The organism is Phyllobacterium calauticae (genome assembly GCF_019991125.1).
Taxonomy (GTDB): domain Bacteria; phylum Pseudomonadota; class Alphaproteobacteria; order Rhizobiales; family Rhizobiaceae; genus Phyllobacterium; species Phyllobacterium calauticae.
In genome coordinates this window covers 227,543-247,447 of sequence record NZ_JAGENB010000005.1, presented here as the reverse complement: position 1 = coordinate 247,447, position 19,905 = coordinate 227,543, and the positions used below count along the sequence as shown (strand labels likewise).

Below are 19,905 nucleotides of genomic sequence, written 5' to 3'. Positions count from 1 at the left end.
GCAAACCGTTGCATCTCCTCGCAAAAGCCTCTTGTCCTGTTGCTTCAGGGCCCCGTGGGCCCATTCTTTCGCATCCTCTCCGGCACATTCGAAACACAGGGCTTTGATGTCCTCAAGATCAACTTCAACGGTGGCGACTGGCTGTTTTCGCATGGTCCCGGCACACTCAACTTCTGCGGCTCCATGGATGCCTGGTCAGATTGGCTGGACGCGTTCATACGCAGCAGGCGGCCGGAGGCAATCATCCTGTTCGGCGACAGCCGGCCCTACCACCGCCAGGCGATCATGGTTGCGCTGCGCGCCGGCGTGCCCGTCTCCTGTTTTGAGGAAGGCTATATCCGCCCCAATTTCATTACCTGCGAATGGGATGGCAACAATGCGCTGTCGCCCCTTCGCAGGCCCCAGCCGGCGCGGCCTGCATCGTCGTCGCTCCCGATAGAACCGGTCAAGGGCAACCTTTTCCGCGCCATGACCCTGTTTGCCATCCGCTACTACCTGGCAAAGACGGCTGGTGCCGTGTTCTTTCGCGGCAACATCCATCATCGCAGCCGCGGCATTCTGTCGGAAGCTGTTCTCTGGACGCGGAATTTCTGCCGGAAAATACGCCACTATCCCGCGAACAACGCGATGATGCTCAATCTGATCGAGAATCTGGAGAACCAGTATTTCGTCATTGCATTGCAGGTGCACGACGACCAGCAGCTGCTGCGGCATGGCCGCGGCTGGACAATGGAAAAGCTCATCACCGAAAGCATCCGCTCATTCCGGCGGCATGCCGCCCCGGCGCACCATCTGGTGATCAAGGTGCATCCGATGGACCGCGGCCACAAGAGCTACCGGCCATTTGCCATGGAACTGGCGCGGATCGCCGGCTGCGCGGAGCGGGTCCATGTCGTCGATGATGGCTCCATCGGCTTGCTGATACGGCACTCCCTGGGGCTGATAACGGTCAACAGCACCTCGGGGCTGCTGGCCCTGAACCATGGCAAACCCGTGCTTTCCCTCGGCGAAGCAATCTACAACAAACGCGATCTGGTTTGGGGCCGCCGACATGGCGGCGAGCCGGGTGACACGGCCGGAATGGATGGCTTCTGGACATCGCCGGTTCCGCCGCGCCGCGACGCCGTCAAGGCATTCAATGCGCGCATGCACGAGGAAAGCCTCGTCAACGGCAGTTTCTACCTGCGCAACCTGACCGAAGCCACAAGCAAACGCGTCGTGCAACGCATCCAGCGCGACCTGAAGATGATTGCGGTCAATATACCCGCGCTGTCGCCCGACATTCCGAACGGAACGCCATGAGTTTCGCCCGATCACTCCCCCTGCAAGCAACAGGCCCGGCAAACGCCGGCGCGGCGGCCATTGGAGCGGCGGAGCAGGCGAATTGGCGGCCGCCGCAGGGTGCCGAGCTGCTGGCATTTCTGCCGACGAGGCTGCGGTTTCCCCTCATTGGACCAGCGCTCGGCGCCACCGCGATAAGGTCGGCGGAAATGGCCTGGAACCGCGCCGACGGTGTTGTCGGCTGGGGTGAAAAGCCGCTTGCCCGGCTGGGAAAGGGGTTGGCCGCCATGCGCGGCATTCCCTATTGGTCGCTGGAAGATGGCTTTCTCCGGTCGGTTGGCCTTGGCAAGGCAGGGGCGCCGCCGGTTTCGATGGTGGCGGACGATCTCGGCATCTATTTCAATGCCGCCAGGCCATCGCGCCTGGAAGAATTGCTGCAGTGGGGTGCCGACAGGCCGGACCTCGCCCGCGCCCGCACGCTGCGCGCCATGATCGTTGAACACCGGCTGACGAAGTATAATCATTTCCCGGACCGGCCGATCGCCCTGCCCGCAACCCATGGCCGGCGGATCCTGCTCATTGATCAGGTGGCCGGCGATCATTCGGTGAGGGGAGCGGGTGCCGATGAGCACGCGTTCCGGCATATGGCCAATAAAGCCTGCGCCGTGCCCGGGGCAACGGTCCTGGTCAAAAGCCATCCGGATAGTGTTGCCGGTTATGCCAGGGGGTATCTCGGCCATCTCGCGGGAAGGCCCAATATCCGCTTTATCGACGAGAACGTATCGCCGCACGCCTTGCTCGATGTCGTCGATGAAGTGTGGACGGTATCCAGCCAGTTCGGTTTCGACGCGCTGTTGCGGTCAATCCCCGTCACGACGTTTGGCGTTCCGTTTTATGCCGGCTGGGGTCTGACACGGGACTGGGCCGACAGCCCGGTTGCCAGCGCCGCTTTGAACCGCCGCACGCACCGGGTGAGTCTCGATGCTTTTGTCGCGGCAACATTGCTTCAGTACGCCCTCTATGTCGACCCCGTGACAAAGCGGCAAACCACGGCCGAAAAGGCCATCGACCGGCTTGTCGCCTGGCGGCACCACGCGCTGGAACGGCGCGGCAACTACCTCTGTGCCGGCTTCTCGCGCCATAAGCGGCAAACAATCCGGCGTCTGCTGCAGGGGCCCTGGTCCAGCGTCAGTTTCTGCGGTGAGGTGCCGACGAAAAAACAGCTGGCACAGGCGGACTGTCTCGTGCGCTGGGGTCAGAATGCCGACGAACCCCACCAGGGGAAAGCCCTTCCCGCACCGTTGCCGGTTCTGCGCATCGAAGATGGTTTCATCCGGTCTGCGGGGCTTGGTGCCAACCTGACACCCGCCTCCTCGCTTTGTATCGACCGGGAGGCGCTCTACTACGATGCCACCCGCGAGAGCGGTCTGGAGAGGTTGCTGCGCACGGCATCGTTCGACCCGCTGCTGCTCGCCCGGGCGGCCCGCCTGCGCCAGCGGATCATTCAATACGGGATCAGCAAATACAATCTCGACGCCACCACATCGCCCGACTACCGCACGCTCGCCGCCGGCCGCCGCATCGTCACCGTTGCCGGACAGGTGCCGGACGATGCCTCCCTGCGGCTTGGCCTCACCGGCGGCATCTCGAACCTCCAATTGCTGCAGATGGTGCGCACGCGCCGCCCGGATGCCTTCGTGGTGTACAAGGAACATCCCGATCTGCTGGCGGGAAAGCGGCAAGGCCTTGCCGATGCCGCCGCACTTGGCAAGCTGGCCGACCTTGTCGTCGGCAATGCCGCGCTCGACACCCTGCTTGATGCGAGTGACGAGGTGCATGTCGCCACGTCGCAGCTGGGCTTCGAAGCCCTGATCCGGCAACGGCCGGTGTGGTGCTACGGATTGCCGTTTTACGCGGGCTGGGGCCTGACCCATGACGCCGTCACGCCGCTTCGCCCGCGCCGCACGCTGCCGCTCGATGCGCTCATGGCAGGCGTTCTCATTCTCTATCCCCGCTATCTCTCCGGGAACACCGGCCTGCCCTGCGAGGTGGAAGACGTTATCGATGAAATTCACGCAACGCGACACAACAAGACCGGCGTGTTGCGCCGGTCACTACGCCGGATTGGGTGGGCACGATGAACGCAATAGCCATGGACATCTCCCGCCTGATCGGGCGCGCGCATTACTCGACGCCGACCGGGATTGATCGCTTTGAACTGCAATACGCCCATTGGGCCAGGGCACGCAGTTCGCTTTTTGTCGAAATGGGGCGGAACAAACCGATTGCGATCAATGAAGGCCGTGCAGCGGGATTGATAACCGACCTGAGCGCGCGCTGGTCCGGCACGGCGCTGAGCCCCAAGCAGTCTGCCGAGCTGGAACAGCTCTATGCGGCCATCGATGGACGGATATCCTGGTGTGATATCAGGCCGGCCCCGGCCGGATCAAAGCCGGCAAAGGTGAAACAATGGGGTCTGGTCGCCGGAAAGGCCTTGCGGACCCTGTTTCCGGCCGGGCCGATGGCGCGCAACACCCCTTTCGTCCACGTCTCCCATACGAACCTCGACAGGCCTGCCGCCTTTTCATGGCTTGATGGAAAGCGCCGCAGCGGCGTTTTCTACGTCCACGACCTCATCCCCGTCACCCATCCCGAATTTGTCCGCAGGAAGGAGCCCCAGCGCCACCTGCAGCGGATGGAGACTGTGCTGCGGCATGCCGGTCTTATCCTGTGCAATTCCCAGACAACGGCGCGTTCGCTGCGGTCATTTGCCGACGAACGCGGACGGGTGGCACCACCCATGGCGATTCTGCCTCCGGGCATCGAGAACAGCTTTCGCCAGGTCCGCCGCGCGGGCATTCCCCGCACCCAAAACCCCTATTTCGTCATTGTCGGAACCATTGAACCGCGCAAGAACCACATCCTGCTCCTGCAATTGTGGCGCTGGCTCGTCGAGCGCGATGGCGACAGCGCGCCGCGCCTGGTGATCGCGGGCAAGCGCGGCTGGGAAAACGCGCAGGTCTTTGCCACGTTGGACCGGTGCCCCCAGCTGCGCAACATGGTGCTCGAAGTGCCGGATCTGGGCGATGCCGCATTGGCCGATCTGATGTCCGGTGCCGCCGCCCTGCTCGCCCCCTCCTTCGTCGAGGGATATGGCATGCCGGTTGCCGAAGCCATGGCGACGGGAACGCCTGTCATCGCATCGGACATTCCGTCCCATAAGGAAATTGTCGGCGACCAGGCAACGCTGCTCGATCCCTGTGATGGCCTTGGCTGGCGGGCGGCAATCGAAGCGCATGCCGGCGAATACCGAAGTAAATCACGACACACACCACAAGATTGGAACGGGCATTTCCAAGTATTGGATGAATTGTTAGCAAGTGCTGTTCAGACTGCACGCTAGCAGGCCGAATTTCCATTTCCGTAGCAGCTCAATTCGAATGAATGTGAAGGCGTCATGACGAGTTACAATGACATTATGAGTTGCTACAAATTTATTCTTGGACGCGAAGCAAATGCTGAAGAGATAAAACTAATTTCCGAGAATTTGCTGGATGTCTCGGATATATCGCTTGAAGAGCACCGGCGGCGCTTCCTCTCATCCCCGGAATTTCACCACAGGCATGCGGATGTTGTTTTCGAGAACTTCGTGCGCGAAAACGTGGAGGTACTCTATGAAACAAAAAATAACTTCAAGATATATTTGGACCTTCGCCAGTATTACATGAGCTTCGGCATTTTCAGTGGCCAGCACAAGAAATTCGACGTCGAGATCATCAAGGCGATTACGCCTGATGACGGCATATTCGTCGATGTGGGCGCCAATGTCGGATATTATTCATTGTCGCTGGCCACCAAACCCGGCTTCCGCGGCAAGATCGTCGCGTTTGAACCACTGCCGTATCTGTGGGATCTGTTCAACAAATCGATTGCCGAAAACAGGCTTGCAAAAACCATAAAGCTGCACAAGCTCGCGCTGGCCGACGCGTCGGGCACCATGCAGCTGAACAGCGCCGAATACACGATCAATGCCGGAGCGACGAGTCTCGTCCCCGGCTCCGGTGGCGCGCAATGCGAGCGCAGCACCAAGGTTGAAACGCTCGATGCCCTGGCAAAGAAGCTGAAACCCGACTCCATCAAGGTCGATATCGAGGGAGCCGAAGGGCTGTTTCTCATCGGCGCGGCGGCCACAATTCGCGCTTCAAAACCAACGATCCTCGTCGAGATCAATCGCGAGCTCCTTGCCAATCTGTCAAAGACAACGCCCGGCAAGATTTTCGAACACCTGGCCGATTGGGGTTACGACATGTGGGAGGTCCTCCCCGGGGCACTCAGGCCGTTGACGACCGCTCACGCCACAAGCATGGCCTTTCCGGCCGGCCATGTGGCAAACATCCTGGCCGTCCACCCCGACCGCAAACAGGACGTCGCGCAACGGCTGAAAGCGCTCGATCTGACACTCTGACGGGCCGCAGAATACAATTCTTTCCCCGCTTCCGCATCTTGGGCTATAGCTGCGCGAGATGGAGGAATCGGCATGCAGATCATCAACAGAGTCATGGTGGGCGAATCCCTGGTCGGCGAAGGCAATGAGGTTGCCCATATCGACCTGTTGATCGGCCCGCGCGGCAGCGCAGTGGAAACCGCGTTCTGCAACGCGCTGACCAACAACAAGGATGGTTTTACCTCGGTTCTGGCCGTCATCGAACCGAACCTGCCCTGCAAGCCCAATACGGTGATGTACAACAAGGTCACGATCCGCGGATCCGGCCAGGCCATGCAGCTGTTCGGGCCGGCGCAATCGGGTATTGCCAAGGCGGTGCGCGATTGCGTGGCGGAAGGCGTGATCCCGCTCGAGGAAGCCGACAATCTCTTCATCTGCGTCGGTGTTTTCATTCACTGGCAGGCGCGCGACGACAGCAGGATACACGACTACAACTATCAGGCGACAAAAGAGGCCATTCAGCGCGCGGTTACCGGACGGCCGACGGCCGCGGAGATACTTGGCCTGAAATCATAACCGCCGCCCGATGATCAGTGATCGCGCCTGCGATGCGATACGGGTGCGTTGGCAGGCAGGACCGGCGCGATCTGTGTCTCGCGCCTGCGCTCGATCTCGACGCCCACGCCCCCCGGCCCCAGTTCCAGCTTTTCCGCCCGCACCACCACGCGGGTGACACGCGGATTTTCGAGGATGAACGCAGCAATGCGCTCGGCCAGTGTTTCCGACAGCTCGATATGGCCGCGCGCGACGATGGCGCGAATACCGTCCATGATCAGGTCATAGGACACGATGTGGCGCATGTCCTCGGGATTGCGGGTTACCCGCAGGACATCGGCGGTGACGTCGAAACGCATCTTCTGGGCAATGCCGTGCTCGAAACTGTACGCGCCGATATGAACGGGCAGGACGAAATCACGCACGAAAATCTTGTCTGTCCCAAGCCCCTCTTCGGCCGGATCGGGGAAATAGCCGCGCGCCGCCAGCAATTGATAATCGACACCGGGCGCAAGACTGTCCGGCCGCTCCGCAGGAATGAGCTCGCGGATTTGCGAAGCCGCCTCAACGTTGATCGTGCCCGCATGGGCATTCTCGAAAAATGCTTGCCTGAAACCCAGAATATCCAGCTGAAAGCTGAGAAGACGCGGAATATCTGGCGTTTCAAGCGCACCGGCGATGCCGACCAGGATCGAAAGCGCGTGGCACTCCCGGACATAGGCATCGATTCGGGCGAGTGACACATGGTTCAAAAGCCGTGATCCGTTGCTCGTATCCAGCATGATCACGGCAAAGCCCTGGGACGACAGGCTGGACACATCGGGCAACGCGCTCATCAGATCCACATGAACGACTGCCATCCACTTTGCCGGAGCGGGCAAGTCGGGGAGGGCGTGAAGCGGCGTGGACGTTTCGACCGGAATGCCGATGAACCCAAGTCCTGCGGCCACCAGTTCCCCGGCATGGGATGCGAGCGCCGCCTCTGGCAGTGTTGCGGACAGCACGGCCTTGCCGCGCGCGGCTTTTGCATAGGGCTGCAGCGCTTGCAGATCAGATGCCGGTACATCGATGATGTCGGCGCCGCACTGAAGGACGATGTCCGCCTCTTCAGGACTGCGGACAATGGCAAGCATCTTGGTCATGGGCAAAAAACCTCCGGATGCACCATGAACTACATGTATCGGCGCATGTCCGCGCCGATCATGACGCCATGAAATGGCGTCATTGCGAAACAGGGCACGTATTTCAGTGCCAGCTCAGAACAACCTTGCCCGAGCTTCCCGAGCGCATGGCGTCGAAGCCCGCCTGGAAATCATCGATCGGCAGCCGATGGGTGATGATCCGGCTCAGATCGAGCCCCCCTTGCACGAAGGCAATCATCTTGTACCAGGTCTCGAACATTTCCCGACCGTAAATGCCCTTCAGGTTGAGCATCTTGAAAATGACCTTGTTCCAGTCGATCTCGAAGCCGGTCGGCGCAATGCCGAGAATGGCAATCTTGCCGCCATTGTTCATCTTGTCGATCATGTCGCGGAAGGCCGGCGCGGCGCCGGACATTTCGAGGCCGACGTCAAAACCTTCCGTCATGCCGATCTGGCGCATGACATCTGCAAGGTTTTCCTTCGACGCATCGACCACGTGATCGATGCCCAGCTGCTTGGCAAGCGCCAGGCGGGACGGGTTGATGTCGGTGATGACGACCTTGCGGGCGCCCGAGCGCTTGGCAACCAGCGCGCCCATGATGCCGATGGGCCCGGCGCCCGTGACCAGCACGTCCTCGCCCACCAGATCGAAACTCAGCGCGGTGTGAACCGCATTGCCGAACGGATCGAAAATCGCGGCGATCTCGTCGGAAATATCGTCGGGAATCGGCACGACATTGTATTCCGGAATGCACACATATTCGCCGAACGAGCCGGGACGATGCACACCGACGCCCAGCGTGTTGCGGCAGAGATGCCCCCTGCCCGCCCGGCAGTTGCGGCAGGTGCCGCAGACAATATGCCCCTCGCCGGAAACCCGCTGTCCGACCTTGTATTTGGTGACCGCCGAGCCGATATCGGCAATCTCGCCGCAGAACTCATGCCCGACAACCATCGGCACGGGAATCGTCGCCTGCGCCCACTGATCCCAATTGTAGATGTGAACGTCGGTGCCGCAGATCGCGGATTTCTTCACGCGGATCAGCACATCGTTGGGACCCGGCTCCGGCACGGGAACATGTTCCATCCAGATGCCGGGTTCCGCCTTGGCCTTTACCAGTGCCTTCATCATGTTCGACATGGTGTTTTTCCTATTTGATGATGCCGAGATCACGCCCGACTTCGGCAAAGACGTCTATAGCGCGGGCGACATCTTCCGTGGTGTGGGCAGCAGACATTTGGGTGCGGATGCGCGCCTGGCCTTTCGGCACGACCGGGAAGGCAAAACCGATGACATAGACACCCTTGTCCAGCATGCGCGCCGCCATTTCCTGCGCCAGCGATGCGTCGCCCAGCATGACCGGGATGATCGGATGATCGGCACCGGCAAGCGTGAAGCCAAGCTTGCTCATATCCTTGCGGAAATGCGCGGCATTGGCGCTGAGGCGCGCCCGCAGGTCGGCACCCCGGTCGATCAGGTCGAAGACCTTCAGCGAGGCTGCCGCGATCACCGGCGCCAGCGTGTTGGAGAAGAGGTATGGCCGCGACCGCTGGCGCAGCCAGTCGATGACTTCGGCCTTCCCGGAGGTGTAGCCGCCCGATGCACCGCCCAGCGCCTTGCCCAGCGTGCCGGTGATGATATCAACCCGGCCTTCCACACCGCAATGTTCGGCTGAACCGCGGCCATGCCTGCCGACAAAGCCGACCGCATGGCTGTCATCGACCATGACCATGGCGCCGTATTTTTCGGCGAGATCGCAGACGCCACCGAGATTGGCGATAATGCCGTCCATGGAAAAGACGCCGTCGGTGGCGATCAGCTTGAACCGGCTGCCTTCGGCTTTCTTCAGTTCTTCTTCCAGCGCCGCCATATCGTTGTTGGCATAGCGGAAGCGCTTTGCCTTCGACAGGCGCACGCCGTCAATGATCGAGGCATGGTTCAGCGCATCGGAAATGATCGCATCCTCTTCGCCCAAAAGGGTCTCGAACAGGCCGCCATTGGCATCGAAGCAGCTGGAATAGAGGATCGTGTCTTCCAGCCCGAGGAAGCTGGAGATGCGCGACTCAAGCTGCTTGTGCTCTTCCTGCGTGCCGCAGATGAAACGGACCGAAGCCATGCCATAGCCGTAACGGTCGAGTGCGGCTTTTCCGGCTTCCGCCAGCTCTGCATTGTCGGCAAGACCGAGATAATTGTTGGCGCAGAAATTCAGGACCCTGGCACCGCCGGAGACCTCGATTTGCCCGGCCTGCTTGGAGGTGATGACACGTTCGGACTTGTAAAGCCCGGACTCCTTCAAGCCTTTCAGCTCGCTCGTGAGGTGATCGATGAATTGCTGGGTCATGATCCGTATGGTGTCCTGCTGTGTTCTTCCGGCGGGGCCGTGGCGTTGGTGCAATCGGATATTCGCAGGCAGTGTCATCTCACGATCGGATGAATGTCTCAAGCCCCAGATTGAACAGCGGCCGGACGGCACCGAGAATGGCGAACTCCTCGCTTGACTTGTCCGCGATCAGGACCGGCAGTTCCAGCGTTCCGATCAGGCCTTCCGCCTGAAAGGCCTGTTCGAACGCCTGCCAGACATCCGCATTGGCGATGAACGGTCCTGTCACGATAACCCGCTTGGGAAAAAGCAGGCGGCAGACATTGGCGAGGGATCGCGCCATGAGCTCGACCCCGGTGCGCATATCTTCCATGTCGAGCAGGGGCCGCCGGGCCATTTGCCCGGCCAGCACTTCCTCGTTCTCGGACAGGGACGGCCATTGTTCGAGCATCCGGGGCAGCAGCGCCCAGAGCGACGCCGCCGTTTCAAGACAGCCATGATTGCCGCAACCGCAGGGGCGGTCTTCCAGCAGGTTGAAGCGCCAATGGCCGATTTCGCCGAACGGTCCGCCGGCACGGATGAACGGATCGCCATTCACGCTATAGGCCAGGCCGATACCCCAGCCCCAGTGCAGGAGCAATGTGTTGTCGGTGCCGTAAATCGGGTCCTGCAGCATGCGGGCATTGAGTTCGGCATCGAGGTGTCGGCAGACCAGAACCTCCGGGGTGACCGGCGCCAGCGCCGCCGCCAGGTCAAAATCACGGATCTTCGGCCAGCGCGAGGTGAGCAGCCAGGTGCGGCTTTCGACATCGACAACGCCGGACACGGACACGGATGTCCCGATGTGCTGCATTCCCGCCGGACACTTGTCCGCCAGAAGCGTGACCAGATCCTGCATGGCGGCCGTCATCTGGCCGCAGTCGGCGTCGGCCCGCATATCGAGACTGAGGCGTTCCAGCGTCCGGCCGCCGAAATCCACCAGTGTGCCGCGCAGGGAACGGCTCGACACGTGAATGACCGTTGCGGCGAAACGCTGCGTGTTGAGGCAGATCCGGATGGCGGGGCGGCCCCGCCCGCTTTTTTCGCCCGCCGTTTCCACCAGCAGGCCGCGGGCGATCAGGTCCCCCACCACTTTTGACGTGGTGGTCGAGGTCATGTCGAGCGCTTCGGCAATGCCGGGGCGGGAATGCTGACCGCCGTCGGAGACAAGCGCTACGACCCGGGCGCAGTCACGCTGGTGGGCATCGTCATAATGCGTCTCGTCAACTGTCAGAATCATGCGGGAACGCCCTCGTTCTTATTTTTGAACAATATTATTCTAAAATACCTTGCAGTGCCATGGACAGCTATGCTTACAATGGCAGCCACGGTGAAAAGCATATGCAAGAAGGTTGGTAAAGCCCATGGTCAATACGCGTATTTTATCTGACAAGCAGGTCCTTGGTGCGACCGGCGCTGCGCTTGGCGCGGCGGCGATCCGCCAGGCGATTGCGCAAAAGGGCAAGGCGTCGATCATTGTCGCCACGGGCGCCAGCCAGTTCGAACTCCTGCAAAATCTCGTTGCGGCGGAGGATATCGACTGGTCGCGGGTTACGGCGTTCCATCTCGATGAATATGTCGGCATGGACATCACCCACCCCGCCAGCTTCCGCAAATATCTGCAGGAGCGGTTTGTTGCGCCGCTCGGTGGCAATGTAACGTTTCATCCGGTCAATGCCGAGGGCAATCCGCAGGCCGAAGCAAAGCGACTCAGCGCCGTGATCGCCGAACACGATATCGATGTCTGCTTTGCCGGTATCGGCGAAAACTGCCATCTGGCCTTCAACGATCCGCCCGCCGATTTCGATACGGAAGAGCCCTATATCGTCGTGACGCTGGACGAGGCCTGCCGCAAGCAGCAGATGGGTGAAGGCTGGTTCCCGTCACTGGACGCCGTGCCTGAGCAGGCCATCTCGATGAGCATCCGGCAAATCCTCAAAAGCCGCCTGATCATCCTTTCCGTGCCGGACGAACGCAAGGCACAGGCTGTCAAGGATGCGCTGGAAGGTCCGGTCGACCCACGTCATCCCGCCTCGATCGTCCAGACCCATCCCCAGACAATCCTGCTGCTCGATCCGGACTCGGCGTCGAAACTGTCATGATCACATCGGGCCTCGTCGATATCCAGGTCAACGGGTTTGCCGGGGTGGATTTCAACGCCGCCAGCCTGACGCCGGAGGCGCTGGACCGCGCCTTGGAGGCCATGCTGGCAACGGGCGTCACCACATGCCTGCCGACGATCATCACCGCCTATCCCGACGAACTGGAAGCACGCTTCGCCGCGCTCGACCGCTGCGTCAACGCCAGTCGTCTCGGCCCGTTGATGTGCCCGGGATACCATCTGGAGGGGCCGTTTCTCAATCCGGCGCAGGGCTTTTCCGGGTGCCATCCCGCACAGGCCATGACATCGGCGGATCCCGCCCTGGTCACGCGTCTGCAAGACGCGATCAAGCGGCCGATTCTTCTCGTGACCGTCGCGCCTGAGATATCCGGCGGCCTCGATTTCATCCGGGCCATGGCGGCACGGGATATTCTGGTTTCAATCGGCCATTCCGCTGCGGATTTCGTCATGGTCGAGGCCGCGGCGCTGGCCGGGGCTACGCTGTCGACGCATCTCGGCAACGGTCTGCCGCAGATCATGCCCAAGCTCGACAATCCGCTCTTTGCCCAGCTTGGCGAAGACCGGCTGCTGGCGACCTTCATTGCCGATGGTATTCATCTTCCCCCCAAGGCGCTGAAATCGCTGATGCGGGCCAAGGGTTTCGAACGCTGCGCCCTGGTGACCGACGCCGTCGCCGCCGCAGCCGTTCCCGCAGGCACCTATGATTTCGCCGGCATGCGCATCGAGCGCACCACAGACGGTACCGTGCGCCTGCCCGGAACGACGGGGCTGGCCGGATCGTCCCTTTGTCTCGATGACGGGGTGCGCAACCTTGTCCGTTGGGGCATCGCGTCCTTCGAACAGGCCGTTGAAATGGCATCGACGCGATTGCTTGTTGCACTCGCACCGGCCCTGCGCGCCCGCAACATCACCCTGCCGCATGCGGAAATCGACTGGTCGGACAGCATGGCCATCCGCAGCATCCGCATCGGCGACGAGATCAGACACTGCAACTGAAACATCCAAGAACAATAAAGGGGAATGCAAATGGGAAATGACCAGTTTCGAATCAACCGCCGGGTGCTGCTCGGTGGCATGACCGCATCGGCAATGGCGGGCGCGATGCCCGCCTGGGCCAAGACACCCGCCCTGCCCGCGGCACCGGTTGTCATCACCGTGATGGACGTGGGCGGTGCGCTGGCGCTGATCCAGCCCGCATTCGAGGAATATGCCAAGACCTATCCGGAACGGGCATCGCGGATCATCTTCACCAAGGCGCCGGTGACGGAGCTCGCCGGCAAGCTCAAGGCGCAGCAGAGCGCGGGCCGCGTCGATATCGATATCGTTCTGACCGGCAGCGACGGATTGGCGGCCGGGCTTGCCAATGAGACATGGCTGAAAATCCTGCCGGATTTCGCCGACAAGTTTCCGGGGATCGAGGAAAACTACGAACCCGCCGCGCTCGCCCTGCACAAGGCGCAGGGCGACGGCTACGGTGTCGTCGTCAACTATTACCCCTCGGGCCCGCTGATCGAATACGATCCGGAGCGGGTCAAGAAAGTTCCGACCAGCGCGGAAGAGCTTCTGGCCTATGCCAAGGAAAATCCGGGCCGTTTCATGTATGCCCGCCCGACCAATTCCGGTCCCGGCCGCACCTTCATGATGGGACTGCCCTATATTCTCGGCGACAAGGACCCGCAGGATCCGGTCAATGGCTGGGACAAGACCTGGGCTTATCTCGCCGATCTCGGCCAATACATCGATTATTATCCGGCTGGAACCGGCGCGACGATGAAGGAATTCGGCGAGGGATCGCGCGATATCATCATCAGCACCACCGGCTGGGACATCAATCCGCGCGCCCTTGGCATCGTGCCCGAAACGGCAAAGATCGGCACCCTCAAGGGGTTCCACTGGGTTTCCGATGCCTTCTTCATGTGCATGCCCAAGGGCATTGCCGACGACAAGGCGGCGGTCGTCCTCGACCTGATGGCCTTCCTGCTCACCCCCAAGGCGCAGGCCTATTCCTATGACGAGGGCTATCTCTATCCGGGTCCGGCGGTGAAGAACGTGCCGCTGTCCATGGCACCGCAGCACAGCCAGGACGTGATCAAGCAGTTCGGGCGGGAGGAATATGCCGGGCTGATCGCCAACAACCCGATCGAACTGCCGCTGAAGCCGGACAAGATGGTCATCGCCTTCCGCAAATGGGACGAACTGGTCGGTTCCAAGAAAGCGAAGTAAGGGCTTTACTGCACCTGAACCAGGTGCCCCGCCGAGACTTCATTGTATTGCCGCACAGGCACGATGAAGTCCGGCGTGCGCACCGGGCTCTTGATCTCGTCATTGGAGACCGGCCGCTTGATGCCACGCCGCGACGGATCGGGCACGGGCACGGCTGAAATGAGCTTGCGCGTATAGGGATGCTGCGGGTTCTCGAAAATGGCTTCGCGCGATCCGATCTCGACGATTTCACCGAGATACATCACCGCGATGCGATGGCTGACCCGTTCCACCACGGCGATATCGTGCGAGATGAAGAGATAGGCGAGGTTGAGGCTCGCCTGCAAATCGAGCAGCAGGTTGATGACCTGCGCCTTGATCGACACGTCCAGCGCCGAGACGGATTCATCGGCAACGATCAGTTTCGGATCGAGCGCCAGTGCGCGGGCAATGCACACGCGCTGCCTTTGACCGCCGGAAAATTCATGCGGATAACGGCTTGCCATATCCGCGGTCAGCCCAACCCGCTCGAGGAGATCGGCAACACGCTCTTTTGCCTGCGCGCGCGTTCCCAGCTTGTGTTCGAGATAGGGTTCGGCAATCGCAGCGCCGACGGTGATGCGCGGGTTGAGACTGGCAAACGGGTCCTGAAAGATCATCTGCATGGTGCGGCGCATATCGCGCAGCCGCTTCGGCTCCATGGTCAGCACATCTTCCCCGTTGAGCAGCACCTCGCCGCTTAGCGGCTGCACCAGACGCATGATCGAGCGTCCGGTCGTCGACTTGCCGCAACCGGACTCGCCGACGAGCGACAACGTCTCGCCCGGCTGCAGGGTGAAGGACAGATTCTCTACCGCATGCACGCGGCCTTCCAGTTGTCCAAACATCCCCGAGTGAATATTGAAGCGGGTGGTGAGGTTCTTCACCTCGAGCAGTGGCTTTACCTGCGATTTGACGGTGTCGGCGGCCTCGACAGGCACATCCGACGTGCCGGTTGCCCGGTCCACCACCGGAAACCGCAACGGACGCTTGTGTCCCTTCATCGAGCCGAGAATGGGAACAGCGGAAAGAAGCGAGCGGGTATAGGGATGCTGCGGGCGGGCAAAGATGTCCTCGGTCCTGCCGGTTTCCACCGCTTCGCCATTATACATGACAACGGTGCGGTCAGCGATCTCGGCGACCACGCCCATATCGTGGGTGATGAAGAGGACGGACGTGCCCTCCTCTTCCTGCAGCAGCTTGATCAGATCAAGAATCTGCCCCTGGATCGTCACGTCAAGCGCCGTCGTCGGCTCATCCGCAATCAGCAGCTTCGGCTTGCTGGCCAGCGCCATGGCAATCATCACGCGCTGGCGCATGCCGCCGGAGAAGCGGTGCGGATATTCGTCGAAGCGCGATTTCGCGGCGGGAATGCGCACCTTCTCCAGAAGCCGGATCGTTTCGGCCTTGGCTTCCGACCGCGACATGGAAGAATGGCAGAGCAGGGCTTCGCTGATCTGCTGGCCCACGGTGAACAGCGGATTGAGTGAGGTCATCGGCTCCTGAAAGATCATGGCGACATCATTGCCGCGCACCGCCCGCATCTGGCTTTCGGGAAGCGCAAGAATGTCCTTGCCGCCGAGCATGATGCGGCCTTCGATGCGGCTCTTGTCCTTCTGCAACAGCCGCATGATGGACAGCGATGTCACGCTCTTGCCCGAACCGGATTCGCCGACGATGGCCACCGTCTCCCCCGGCGCCACGTCGAACGAGACATTGCGCACAACCGGCCGCCACTTGCCGTCGGACTGGAAGGATGTCGTCAGATTGGCGACCGACAGGACCGGCGCAGGGGCATTGCCCCTTTTGCCGGGATGGGAAGGCTGACGATTGTCCATGAGTACAAATCCTTTCCGTTGGCAGATGGCGATGCGCCGGTCAGTCGGGCCAGCGCATGAGACCGGCCATGCGCCGTGCGTAGCGGTTTTCAACCGGGGTCGAGATGATCGCGTTGGACGCGCGCGCCTTGCCGAGCTCTTCCGTCAGACGGCTGGCCACAATGGTTTCTTCTCCCGGATGCAGATTGCACGGGTCCATATAGAAATAGCCGTGTTCGACCTCGTGGTCCCGGACGATCACCGGGCGCGCGCCCTGTGCCAATGCATCGGCGAGATCCCAGGCGGAAATGTGGGCGGCCTGCGGTTCGATGGTGACGCGCAGGCGGTCGAGCGGATTGTGTGTCGGATCGGGCTCGATGACTGCCGTGACGCCCGGCTTGCCCGCAAGCGTCTGCTGCCAGAGGTTGAGATAACCGGTTTCCCGCTCGCGGATACCCGCATGGTCGCGCTTCTCCCAGGCTTCGAGTGCGGCGATGGTTCCAAGGATGCTCTCCTTGCCCACTTTCATGCCGCGGCCAATGCCCATGTTCTGCAGGAAGGTGTTGCGGACGAAATCCTTGGCACCGGCGACGATACCGCCCGTCGGACCGCCCAAAAACTTGTGCGCGGAGTAAAGCGCGATGTCGGCCCCCTGCTCCAGGAAAATCTTCAGATCATATTCGGACGCCGCATCGACGATAACAGGCACGCCGCGGGCGTGGCAGACTTCGGCAAACTTCTGCAGGGCAACGAGGCCGTACTGAACCGTGTGATGCGAGACAACAAAGACGGCAGCGGCAGTGCGCTCGTTGATCGCCCCATCGAGATGATAGGGGTAGCAGGATGTCGCCTGACCGACCAGGACGGCCTTGGCACCGGCGAGCCGGATACCCTGATCGACCGGAGCGCCGTAGCTGACCACATGGCCCATCTGGATGATGACTTCGTCCTTCAGGCCCGTGGTGTCAGGCAAGCGCTCGATGGCGGCAAGATCATTCCCCGTCATGGCCGCAGCCACCGCAAGACTGATGCCGGCGGAGCAGGACGCCGTGACAAAGCCGGCCTCGCCGCCGGTCAGCCGGGCAATCACCGGGCTCGCCTTCTTCTGCAGGTCGTTGACCTCGACGAACTGCGGCAGGATTGCTGTCATGGCGGCAACCGCTTGCGGAACCACGATCGACGCTCCCAGCGAGGTCATCGTGCCGGACACGTTGATAACGGGTCGCAACCCGAGCGTTTCGCGAATATCGTCGGGGTTGTGAGAGTCTGTCATGCTAATCTCCTCGAAATGTTGCCGCTTGCAACACATTCCATTTTCTAGGCATATATGCCATTATAATGTAATAAACTGTTTGAACATCAATCGAGCCTGCCAGGAGCCTGAACGTGGACGCAAAGACATCAGACATGGGCGCTGCCCCCGGTCTTGAGACAACCGAACAACCGGAAGCGACGGGCCGCCGTTCCCGCGTCAGCGGCATCGACCGTGCCTTGCAGGTCCTGGACTATCTCTACGAAACCGGCAGTCCGGCCGGTGTCTACGGCATTGCCAAGGCCATCGGCGCGCCGCTGTCCACCGTCTATGTCATCATTGACGATCTGGTTGAGAAGAACCTTCTCTCCCGCAACAATGACGGCTCCGTCTGGCTGGGTGCACGGCTTTACCACTACGGTCTCGCCTATGCCCGCTCGCTGGATTTTCTCGACGTCGCCAACCACGAAATGCACAATCTCAGCCGCGTATCGGGTGAAACGGTCCAGGTTTGCGGCCGCGACGGCGATCACATGATGGTTCTGGCCATGGCCGATGGTCCCGGCCATTTCCATGTCACGTCGCGCGTCGGTACGCGCGTGCCGCTGAACTGGACCGCATCCGGCCGCCTGCTTGTCGGCCATCTGCCCGAAGCCGAACGGCTGGATCTGTTCAAGCGCTGCGCCAAATCCTCGCCCACCGGCCGTGCCGTCATCGAACCGGCAGCGCTGTCGAAAGCCGCTGCCGAGGCGCTGCAATCGCGCATTTCCATCCAGGCGGGCGAATCCGACTACGCCGTTGCCTGTGTTGCCTCGCCCGTATGCGACGACAAAGGCACCTGCGTTGCCACCATCTCCATCGTTCTGCCCGAGCAGAAGATTGCCGATGACCCCGAGCGCTATACGGCCGAGGTCAAGGCATCTGCCGAACGGATCGAAACGGTGATGGGCTGGCGCAGTCATTCCTGATCCTAGCCCCTCAAGGCGATGATCGCCTCGATCTCCACGGTGATGTTGCCCGGCAGCGAGCCGAAGCCCACGGCCGAGCGGGCATGCTGTCCCGCATCGCCGAACACGTCGATCAGCAGATCGGAGCATCCGTTGATCACCAGCGGATGATCGGCAAAGTCTGGCACGGCATTGACCATGCCGAGCAGCTTGACCACCTGCTTGACGCGGCCAAGATCGCCCAGGGCGGAATGCAGGACCGCCAGCAGGTTGATGCCGGTCAGCCGGGCGTGGGCGTAGGCGTCCTCGACGCTGACGTTATCGCCCACCTTGCCCGTATGCATGAAGCCGTCATCCTCACGCGGGCCCTGGCCCGAGAGGTACAGCATGTTGCCTTCCTGAATGTGGGTAACGAAATTGGCAATCGGACGCGGTGCCGGCGGCAGCACGATGCCCAGCGCCTTCAGCCTGGTGTAAGGAGATGTGCCGGCGTCGACAGCCGGGCTGGATGAGGGATTCACGCGAGCTCCTTAGCGGTATGAATGGGTATGGCGGTGATTGACCAGCTCAGGCTTCACCGGTTGATAGCGGCTCGCCGCGATGGTTTCGGTACCCAGAACCACCATGCGCGGTTCGAACAGTTTGTGCAGCGTCGCTTCATAGCCCAGCGAATCGATGACGCTGAGATCTGAATCGACCAGTTCAAAGATGGTGAACTCGGCCGGCTTGCCGACGGAGAGGAGATTGTCGGTCGGCAGGCCGATGGCCGATGCCGGGGAGAGCGTCACGGCCTCGACAACTTTGTCGAACGGCATGCCGACGCTCAGCAGCTTCGACATCGTCGTTCCCAGATCCCACACGGAATAATTCAGGCTGTGCAGGTGGATGTCGGTCGAGATGGAGAAAGGCAGCAGGCCGCGGCTGATGGCAACTTCCGCCACGCGGAACGAGAACGACGCGCCGCCATGGCCGATATCGAGCCGGATGCCTTCACCGGCGCAACGTTCCGCCAGTTCGAACAGATCCTCGTCTTCGATGATGCTCGCGCCGACCTTGCCGTTGAAGCAATGGGTGATGATATCGCCCGGTCCCAGAATCTCCAGCACTTCGTCATAGAGTGCAGGCGGTTCGCCCACATGCACCATCATCGGCAGTTTAAGAATTTTTGCCACCTTCTTGCCGACCTTGACCGGTGTCACACCCCAGGAGCCGGTGATGACATGGCTGGCACGCACCTTCAGGCCGACAATGTGGTCGCGGTTCTCGTTGACGCAGGCGACCGTGCGGTCGAGATCGATGGAGCGGATATCGCTGAGTTCGCTGACGCGGTTGCAGGCGACAAGACCAATCGAGCCGAGATTGAGGAAAGCCTTGATGCGCTCCTTTGCCGGTTCGATGATATATTCGCGCAGGCCGTGGAAATTCGCTTCACCCGCCGAGCCCGCATCGACGATGGTCGTCACGCCGCGCTCGACACCGCAGATTTGCGGGCGAACCGAGATATCGGTTCCGCCATGCCAGACATGGGCATGCAGGTCGGTCCAGCCGGGCGAGATCCAGGCGCCCTTCATGTCAATGCGCCTGGCATCGCCGGCGACGTTCAGGGCGGGGCCGAATTCGGCGATTTTTCCGTCCGCACCGATCAGGATATCGATGGTGCCGGAAGGTGTATTGGGGCCAAAGGCAACCGGCTTGACATTGGTCAGCAGCAAACGGCCGTCGGTTGCGGAGGGGGCGGGCATGA

The 19,905-nt window shown here is 61.3% G+C and carries 17 protein-coding genes; 9 read left to right on the top strand and 8 right to left on the bottom strand.

Annotation, left to right across the window (positions count from 1 at the left end):
• The first annotated feature begins 54 nt into the window (after window positions 1–54).
• From J1W56_RS18650 to fae, 5 genes are all read left to right on the top strand, one after another.
• Window positions 55–1,302 (top strand): capsular polysaccharide export protein, LipB/KpsS family, encoded by a 1,248-nt coding sequence (locus J1W56_RS18650; protein ID WP_223614791.1) that lies wholly within the window; start codon window positions 55–57, stop codon window positions 1,300–1,302.
• Window positions 1,299–3,422 (top strand): capsular polysaccharide biosynthesis protein, encoded by a 2,124-nt coding sequence (locus tag J1W56_RS18645; RefSeq protein WP_223614790.1) that lies wholly within the window; start codon window positions 1,299–1,301, stop codon window positions 3,420–3,422. The genes J1W56_RS18650 and J1W56_RS18645 overlap by 4 nt, the downstream gene beginning before the upstream one ends.
• Complete coding sequence (locus J1W56_RS18640; protein WP_223614789.1) at window positions 3,419–4,684, top strand: glycosyltransferase family 4 protein; 1,266 nt, start codon at window positions 3,419–3,421, stop codon at window positions 4,682–4,684. The genes J1W56_RS18645 and J1W56_RS18640 overlap by 4 nt, the downstream gene beginning before the upstream one ends.
• 300 nt (window positions 4,685–4,984) lie before the next feature.
• On the top strand, window positions 4,985–5,746 hold the full coding sequence (locus J1W56_RS18635; protein ID WP_223614788.1) for an FkbM family methyltransferase: 762 nt from the start codon (window positions 4,985–4,987) through the stop codon (window positions 5,744–5,746).
• 72 nt (window positions 5,747–5,818) lie between these two features.
• Window positions 5,819–6,301 carry a formaldehyde-activating enzyme gene (gene fae / locus J1W56_RS18630; RefSeq protein WP_223614787.1) on the top strand — a complete coding sequence of 161 codons (483 nt, stop codon included), beginning with the start codon at window positions 5,819–5,821 and terminating at the stop codon, window positions 6,299–6,301.
• A gap of 14 nt (window positions 6,302–6,315) precedes the next feature.
• Here fae and J1W56_RS18625 read toward each other — a convergent pair whose 3' ends face one another.
• The 4 genes from J1W56_RS18625 to J1W56_RS18610 form a co-directional block, all read right to left on the bottom strand.
• Window positions 6,316–7,422, bottom strand: coding sequence for a (5-formylfuran-3-yl)methyl phosphate synthase (locus J1W56_RS18625; protein WP_223614786.1), 1,107 nt, complete (start codon window positions 7,420–7,422; stop codon window positions 6,316–6,318).
• A 103-nt stretch (window positions 7,423–7,525) separates the two neighbouring features.
• Window positions 7,526–8,563, bottom strand: a complete 1,038-nt coding sequence (gene tdh, locus J1W56_RS18620; RefSeq protein WP_223614785.1) for an L-threonine 3-dehydrogenase — start codon at window positions 8,561–8,563, stop codon at window positions 7,526–7,528.
• Between the two features lie 10 nt (window positions 8,564–8,573).
• Complete coding sequence (locus J1W56_RS18615; RefSeq protein WP_223614784.1) at window positions 8,574–9,764, bottom strand: glycine C-acetyltransferase; 1,191 nt, start codon at window positions 9,762–9,764, stop codon at window positions 8,574–8,576.
• A 79-nt stretch (window positions 9,765–9,843) separates the two neighbouring features.
• Window positions 9,844–11,022: an ROK family transcriptional regulator gene (locus J1W56_RS18610; protein WP_223614783.1), complete on the bottom strand. Its 1,179-nt coding sequence runs from the start codon at window positions 11,020–11,022 to the stop codon at window positions 9,844–9,846.
• 124 nt (window positions 11,023–11,146) lie between these two features.
• Here J1W56_RS18610 and J1W56_RS18605 point away from each other — a divergent pair, with 124 nt between their 5' ends.
• The 3 genes from J1W56_RS18605 to J1W56_RS18595 are packed head-to-tail and all read left to right on the top strand — an operon-like array spanning window position 11,147 to window position 14,127.
• Window positions 11,147–11,884 carry a glucosamine-6-phosphate deaminase gene (locus tag J1W56_RS18605; protein WP_223614782.1) on the top strand — a complete coding sequence of 246 codons (738 nt, stop codon included), beginning with the start codon at window positions 11,147–11,149 and terminating at the stop codon, window positions 11,882–11,884.
• Entirely contained in the window at window positions 11,881–12,900 is a 1,020-nt protein-coding gene (locus J1W56_RS18600; RefSeq protein WP_223614781.1) for an N-acetylglucosamine-6-phosphate deacetylase, read from the top strand. The genes J1W56_RS18605 and J1W56_RS18600 overlap by 4 nt, the downstream gene beginning before the upstream one ends.
• Window positions 12,901–12,930: 30 nt before the next feature.
• Complete coding sequence (locus tag J1W56_RS18595) at window positions 12,931–14,127, top strand: ABC transporter substrate-binding protein (protein ID WP_223614780.1); 1,197 nt, start codon at window positions 12,931–12,933, stop codon at window positions 14,125–14,127.
• Between the two features lie 5 nt (window positions 14,128–14,132).
• Here the strand turns inward: J1W56_RS18595 and J1W56_RS18590 are convergent, their stop codons facing one another.
• Both J1W56_RS18590 and J1W56_RS18585 read right to left on the bottom strand, forming a co-directional pair.
• Entirely contained in the window at window positions 14,133–15,983 is a 1,851-nt protein-coding gene (locus J1W56_RS18590; protein ID WP_223614779.1) for an ABC transporter ATP-binding protein, read from the bottom strand.
• A gap of 40 nt (window positions 15,984–16,023) precedes the next feature.
• Complete coding sequence (locus tag J1W56_RS18585) at window positions 16,024–17,235, bottom strand: aminotransferase class V-fold PLP-dependent enzyme (protein ID WP_223614778.1); 1,212 nt, start codon at window positions 17,233–17,235, stop codon at window positions 16,024–16,026.
• A gap of 113 nt (window positions 17,236–17,348) precedes the next feature.
• Between J1W56_RS18585 and J1W56_RS18580 the strand changes: the two genes are divergently transcribed.
• Window positions 17,349–18,182, top strand: a complete 834-nt coding sequence (locus tag J1W56_RS18580; protein ID WP_374042759.1) for an IclR family transcriptional regulator — start codon at window positions 17,349–17,351, stop codon at window positions 18,180–18,182.
• 2 nt (window positions 18,183–18,184) lie between these two features.
• Here the strand turns inward: J1W56_RS18580 and J1W56_RS18575 are convergent, their stop codons facing one another.
• Both J1W56_RS18575 and J1W56_RS18570 read right to left on the bottom strand, forming a co-directional pair.
• Window positions 18,185–18,682 carry a RidA family protein gene (locus tag J1W56_RS18575; RefSeq protein ID WP_223614777.1) on the bottom strand — a complete coding sequence of 166 codons (498 nt, stop codon included), beginning with the start codon at window positions 18,680–18,682 and terminating at the stop codon, window positions 18,185–18,187.
• Window positions 18,683–18,691: 9 nt separating this feature from the next.
• Window positions 18,692–19,903, bottom strand: a complete 1,212-nt coding sequence (locus tag J1W56_RS18570) for an amidohydrolase/deacetylase family metallohydrolase (RefSeq protein WP_223614776.1) — start codon at window positions 19,901–19,903, stop codon at window positions 18,692–18,694.
• Window positions 19,904–19,905: the final 2 nt, after the last annotated feature.

Coding starts and splice junctions, on each gene's coding strand:
- J1W56_RS18615 (WP_223614784.1), bottom strand. CDS start 9,764: ATGACCCAGCAATTCATCGATCACCTCACGAGCGAGCTGAAAGGCTTG.
- J1W56_RS18585 (WP_223614778.1), bottom strand. CDS start 17,235: ATGACAGACTCTCACAACCCCGACGATATTCGCGAAACGCTCGGGTTG.
- tdh (WP_223614785.1), bottom strand. CDS start 8,563: ATGTCGAACATGATGAAGGCACTGGTAAAGGCCAAGGCGGAACCCGGC.
- J1W56_RS18605 (WP_223614782.1), top strand. CDS start 11,147: ATGGTCAATACGCGTATTTTATCTGACAAGCAGGTCCTTGGTGCGACC.
- J1W56_RS18595 (WP_223614780.1), top strand. CDS start 12,931: ATGGGAAATGACCAGTTTCGAATCAACCGCCGGGTGCTGCTCGGTGGC.
- J1W56_RS18590 (WP_223614779.1), bottom strand. CDS start 15,983: ATGGACAATCGTCAGCCTTCCCATCCCGGCAAAAGGGGCAATGCCCCT.
- fae (WP_223614787.1), top strand. CDS start 5,819: ATGCAGATCATCAACAGAGTCATGGTGGGCGAATCCCTGGTCGGCGAA.
- J1W56_RS18625 (WP_223614786.1), bottom strand. CDS start 7,422: ATGACCAAGATGCTTGCCATTGTCCGCAGTCCTGAAGAGGCGGACATC.
- J1W56_RS18610 (WP_223614783.1), bottom strand. CDS start 11,022: ATGATTCTGACAGTTGACGAGACGCATTATGACGATGCCCACCAGCGT.
- J1W56_RS18570 (WP_223614776.1), bottom strand. CDS start 19,903: ATGCCCGCCCCCTCCGCAACCGACGGCCGTTTGCTGCTGACCAATGTC.
- J1W56_RS18600 (WP_223614781.1), top strand. CDS start 11,881: ATGATCACATCGGGCCTCGTCGATATCCAGGTCAACGGGTTTGCCGGG.
- J1W56_RS18640 (WP_223614789.1), top strand. CDS start 3,419: ATGAACGCAATAGCCATGGACATCTCCCGCCTGATCGGGCGCGCGCAT.
- J1W56_RS18645 (WP_223614790.1), top strand. CDS start 1,299: ATGAGTTTCGCCCGATCACTCCCCCTGCAAGCAACAGGCCCGGCAAAC.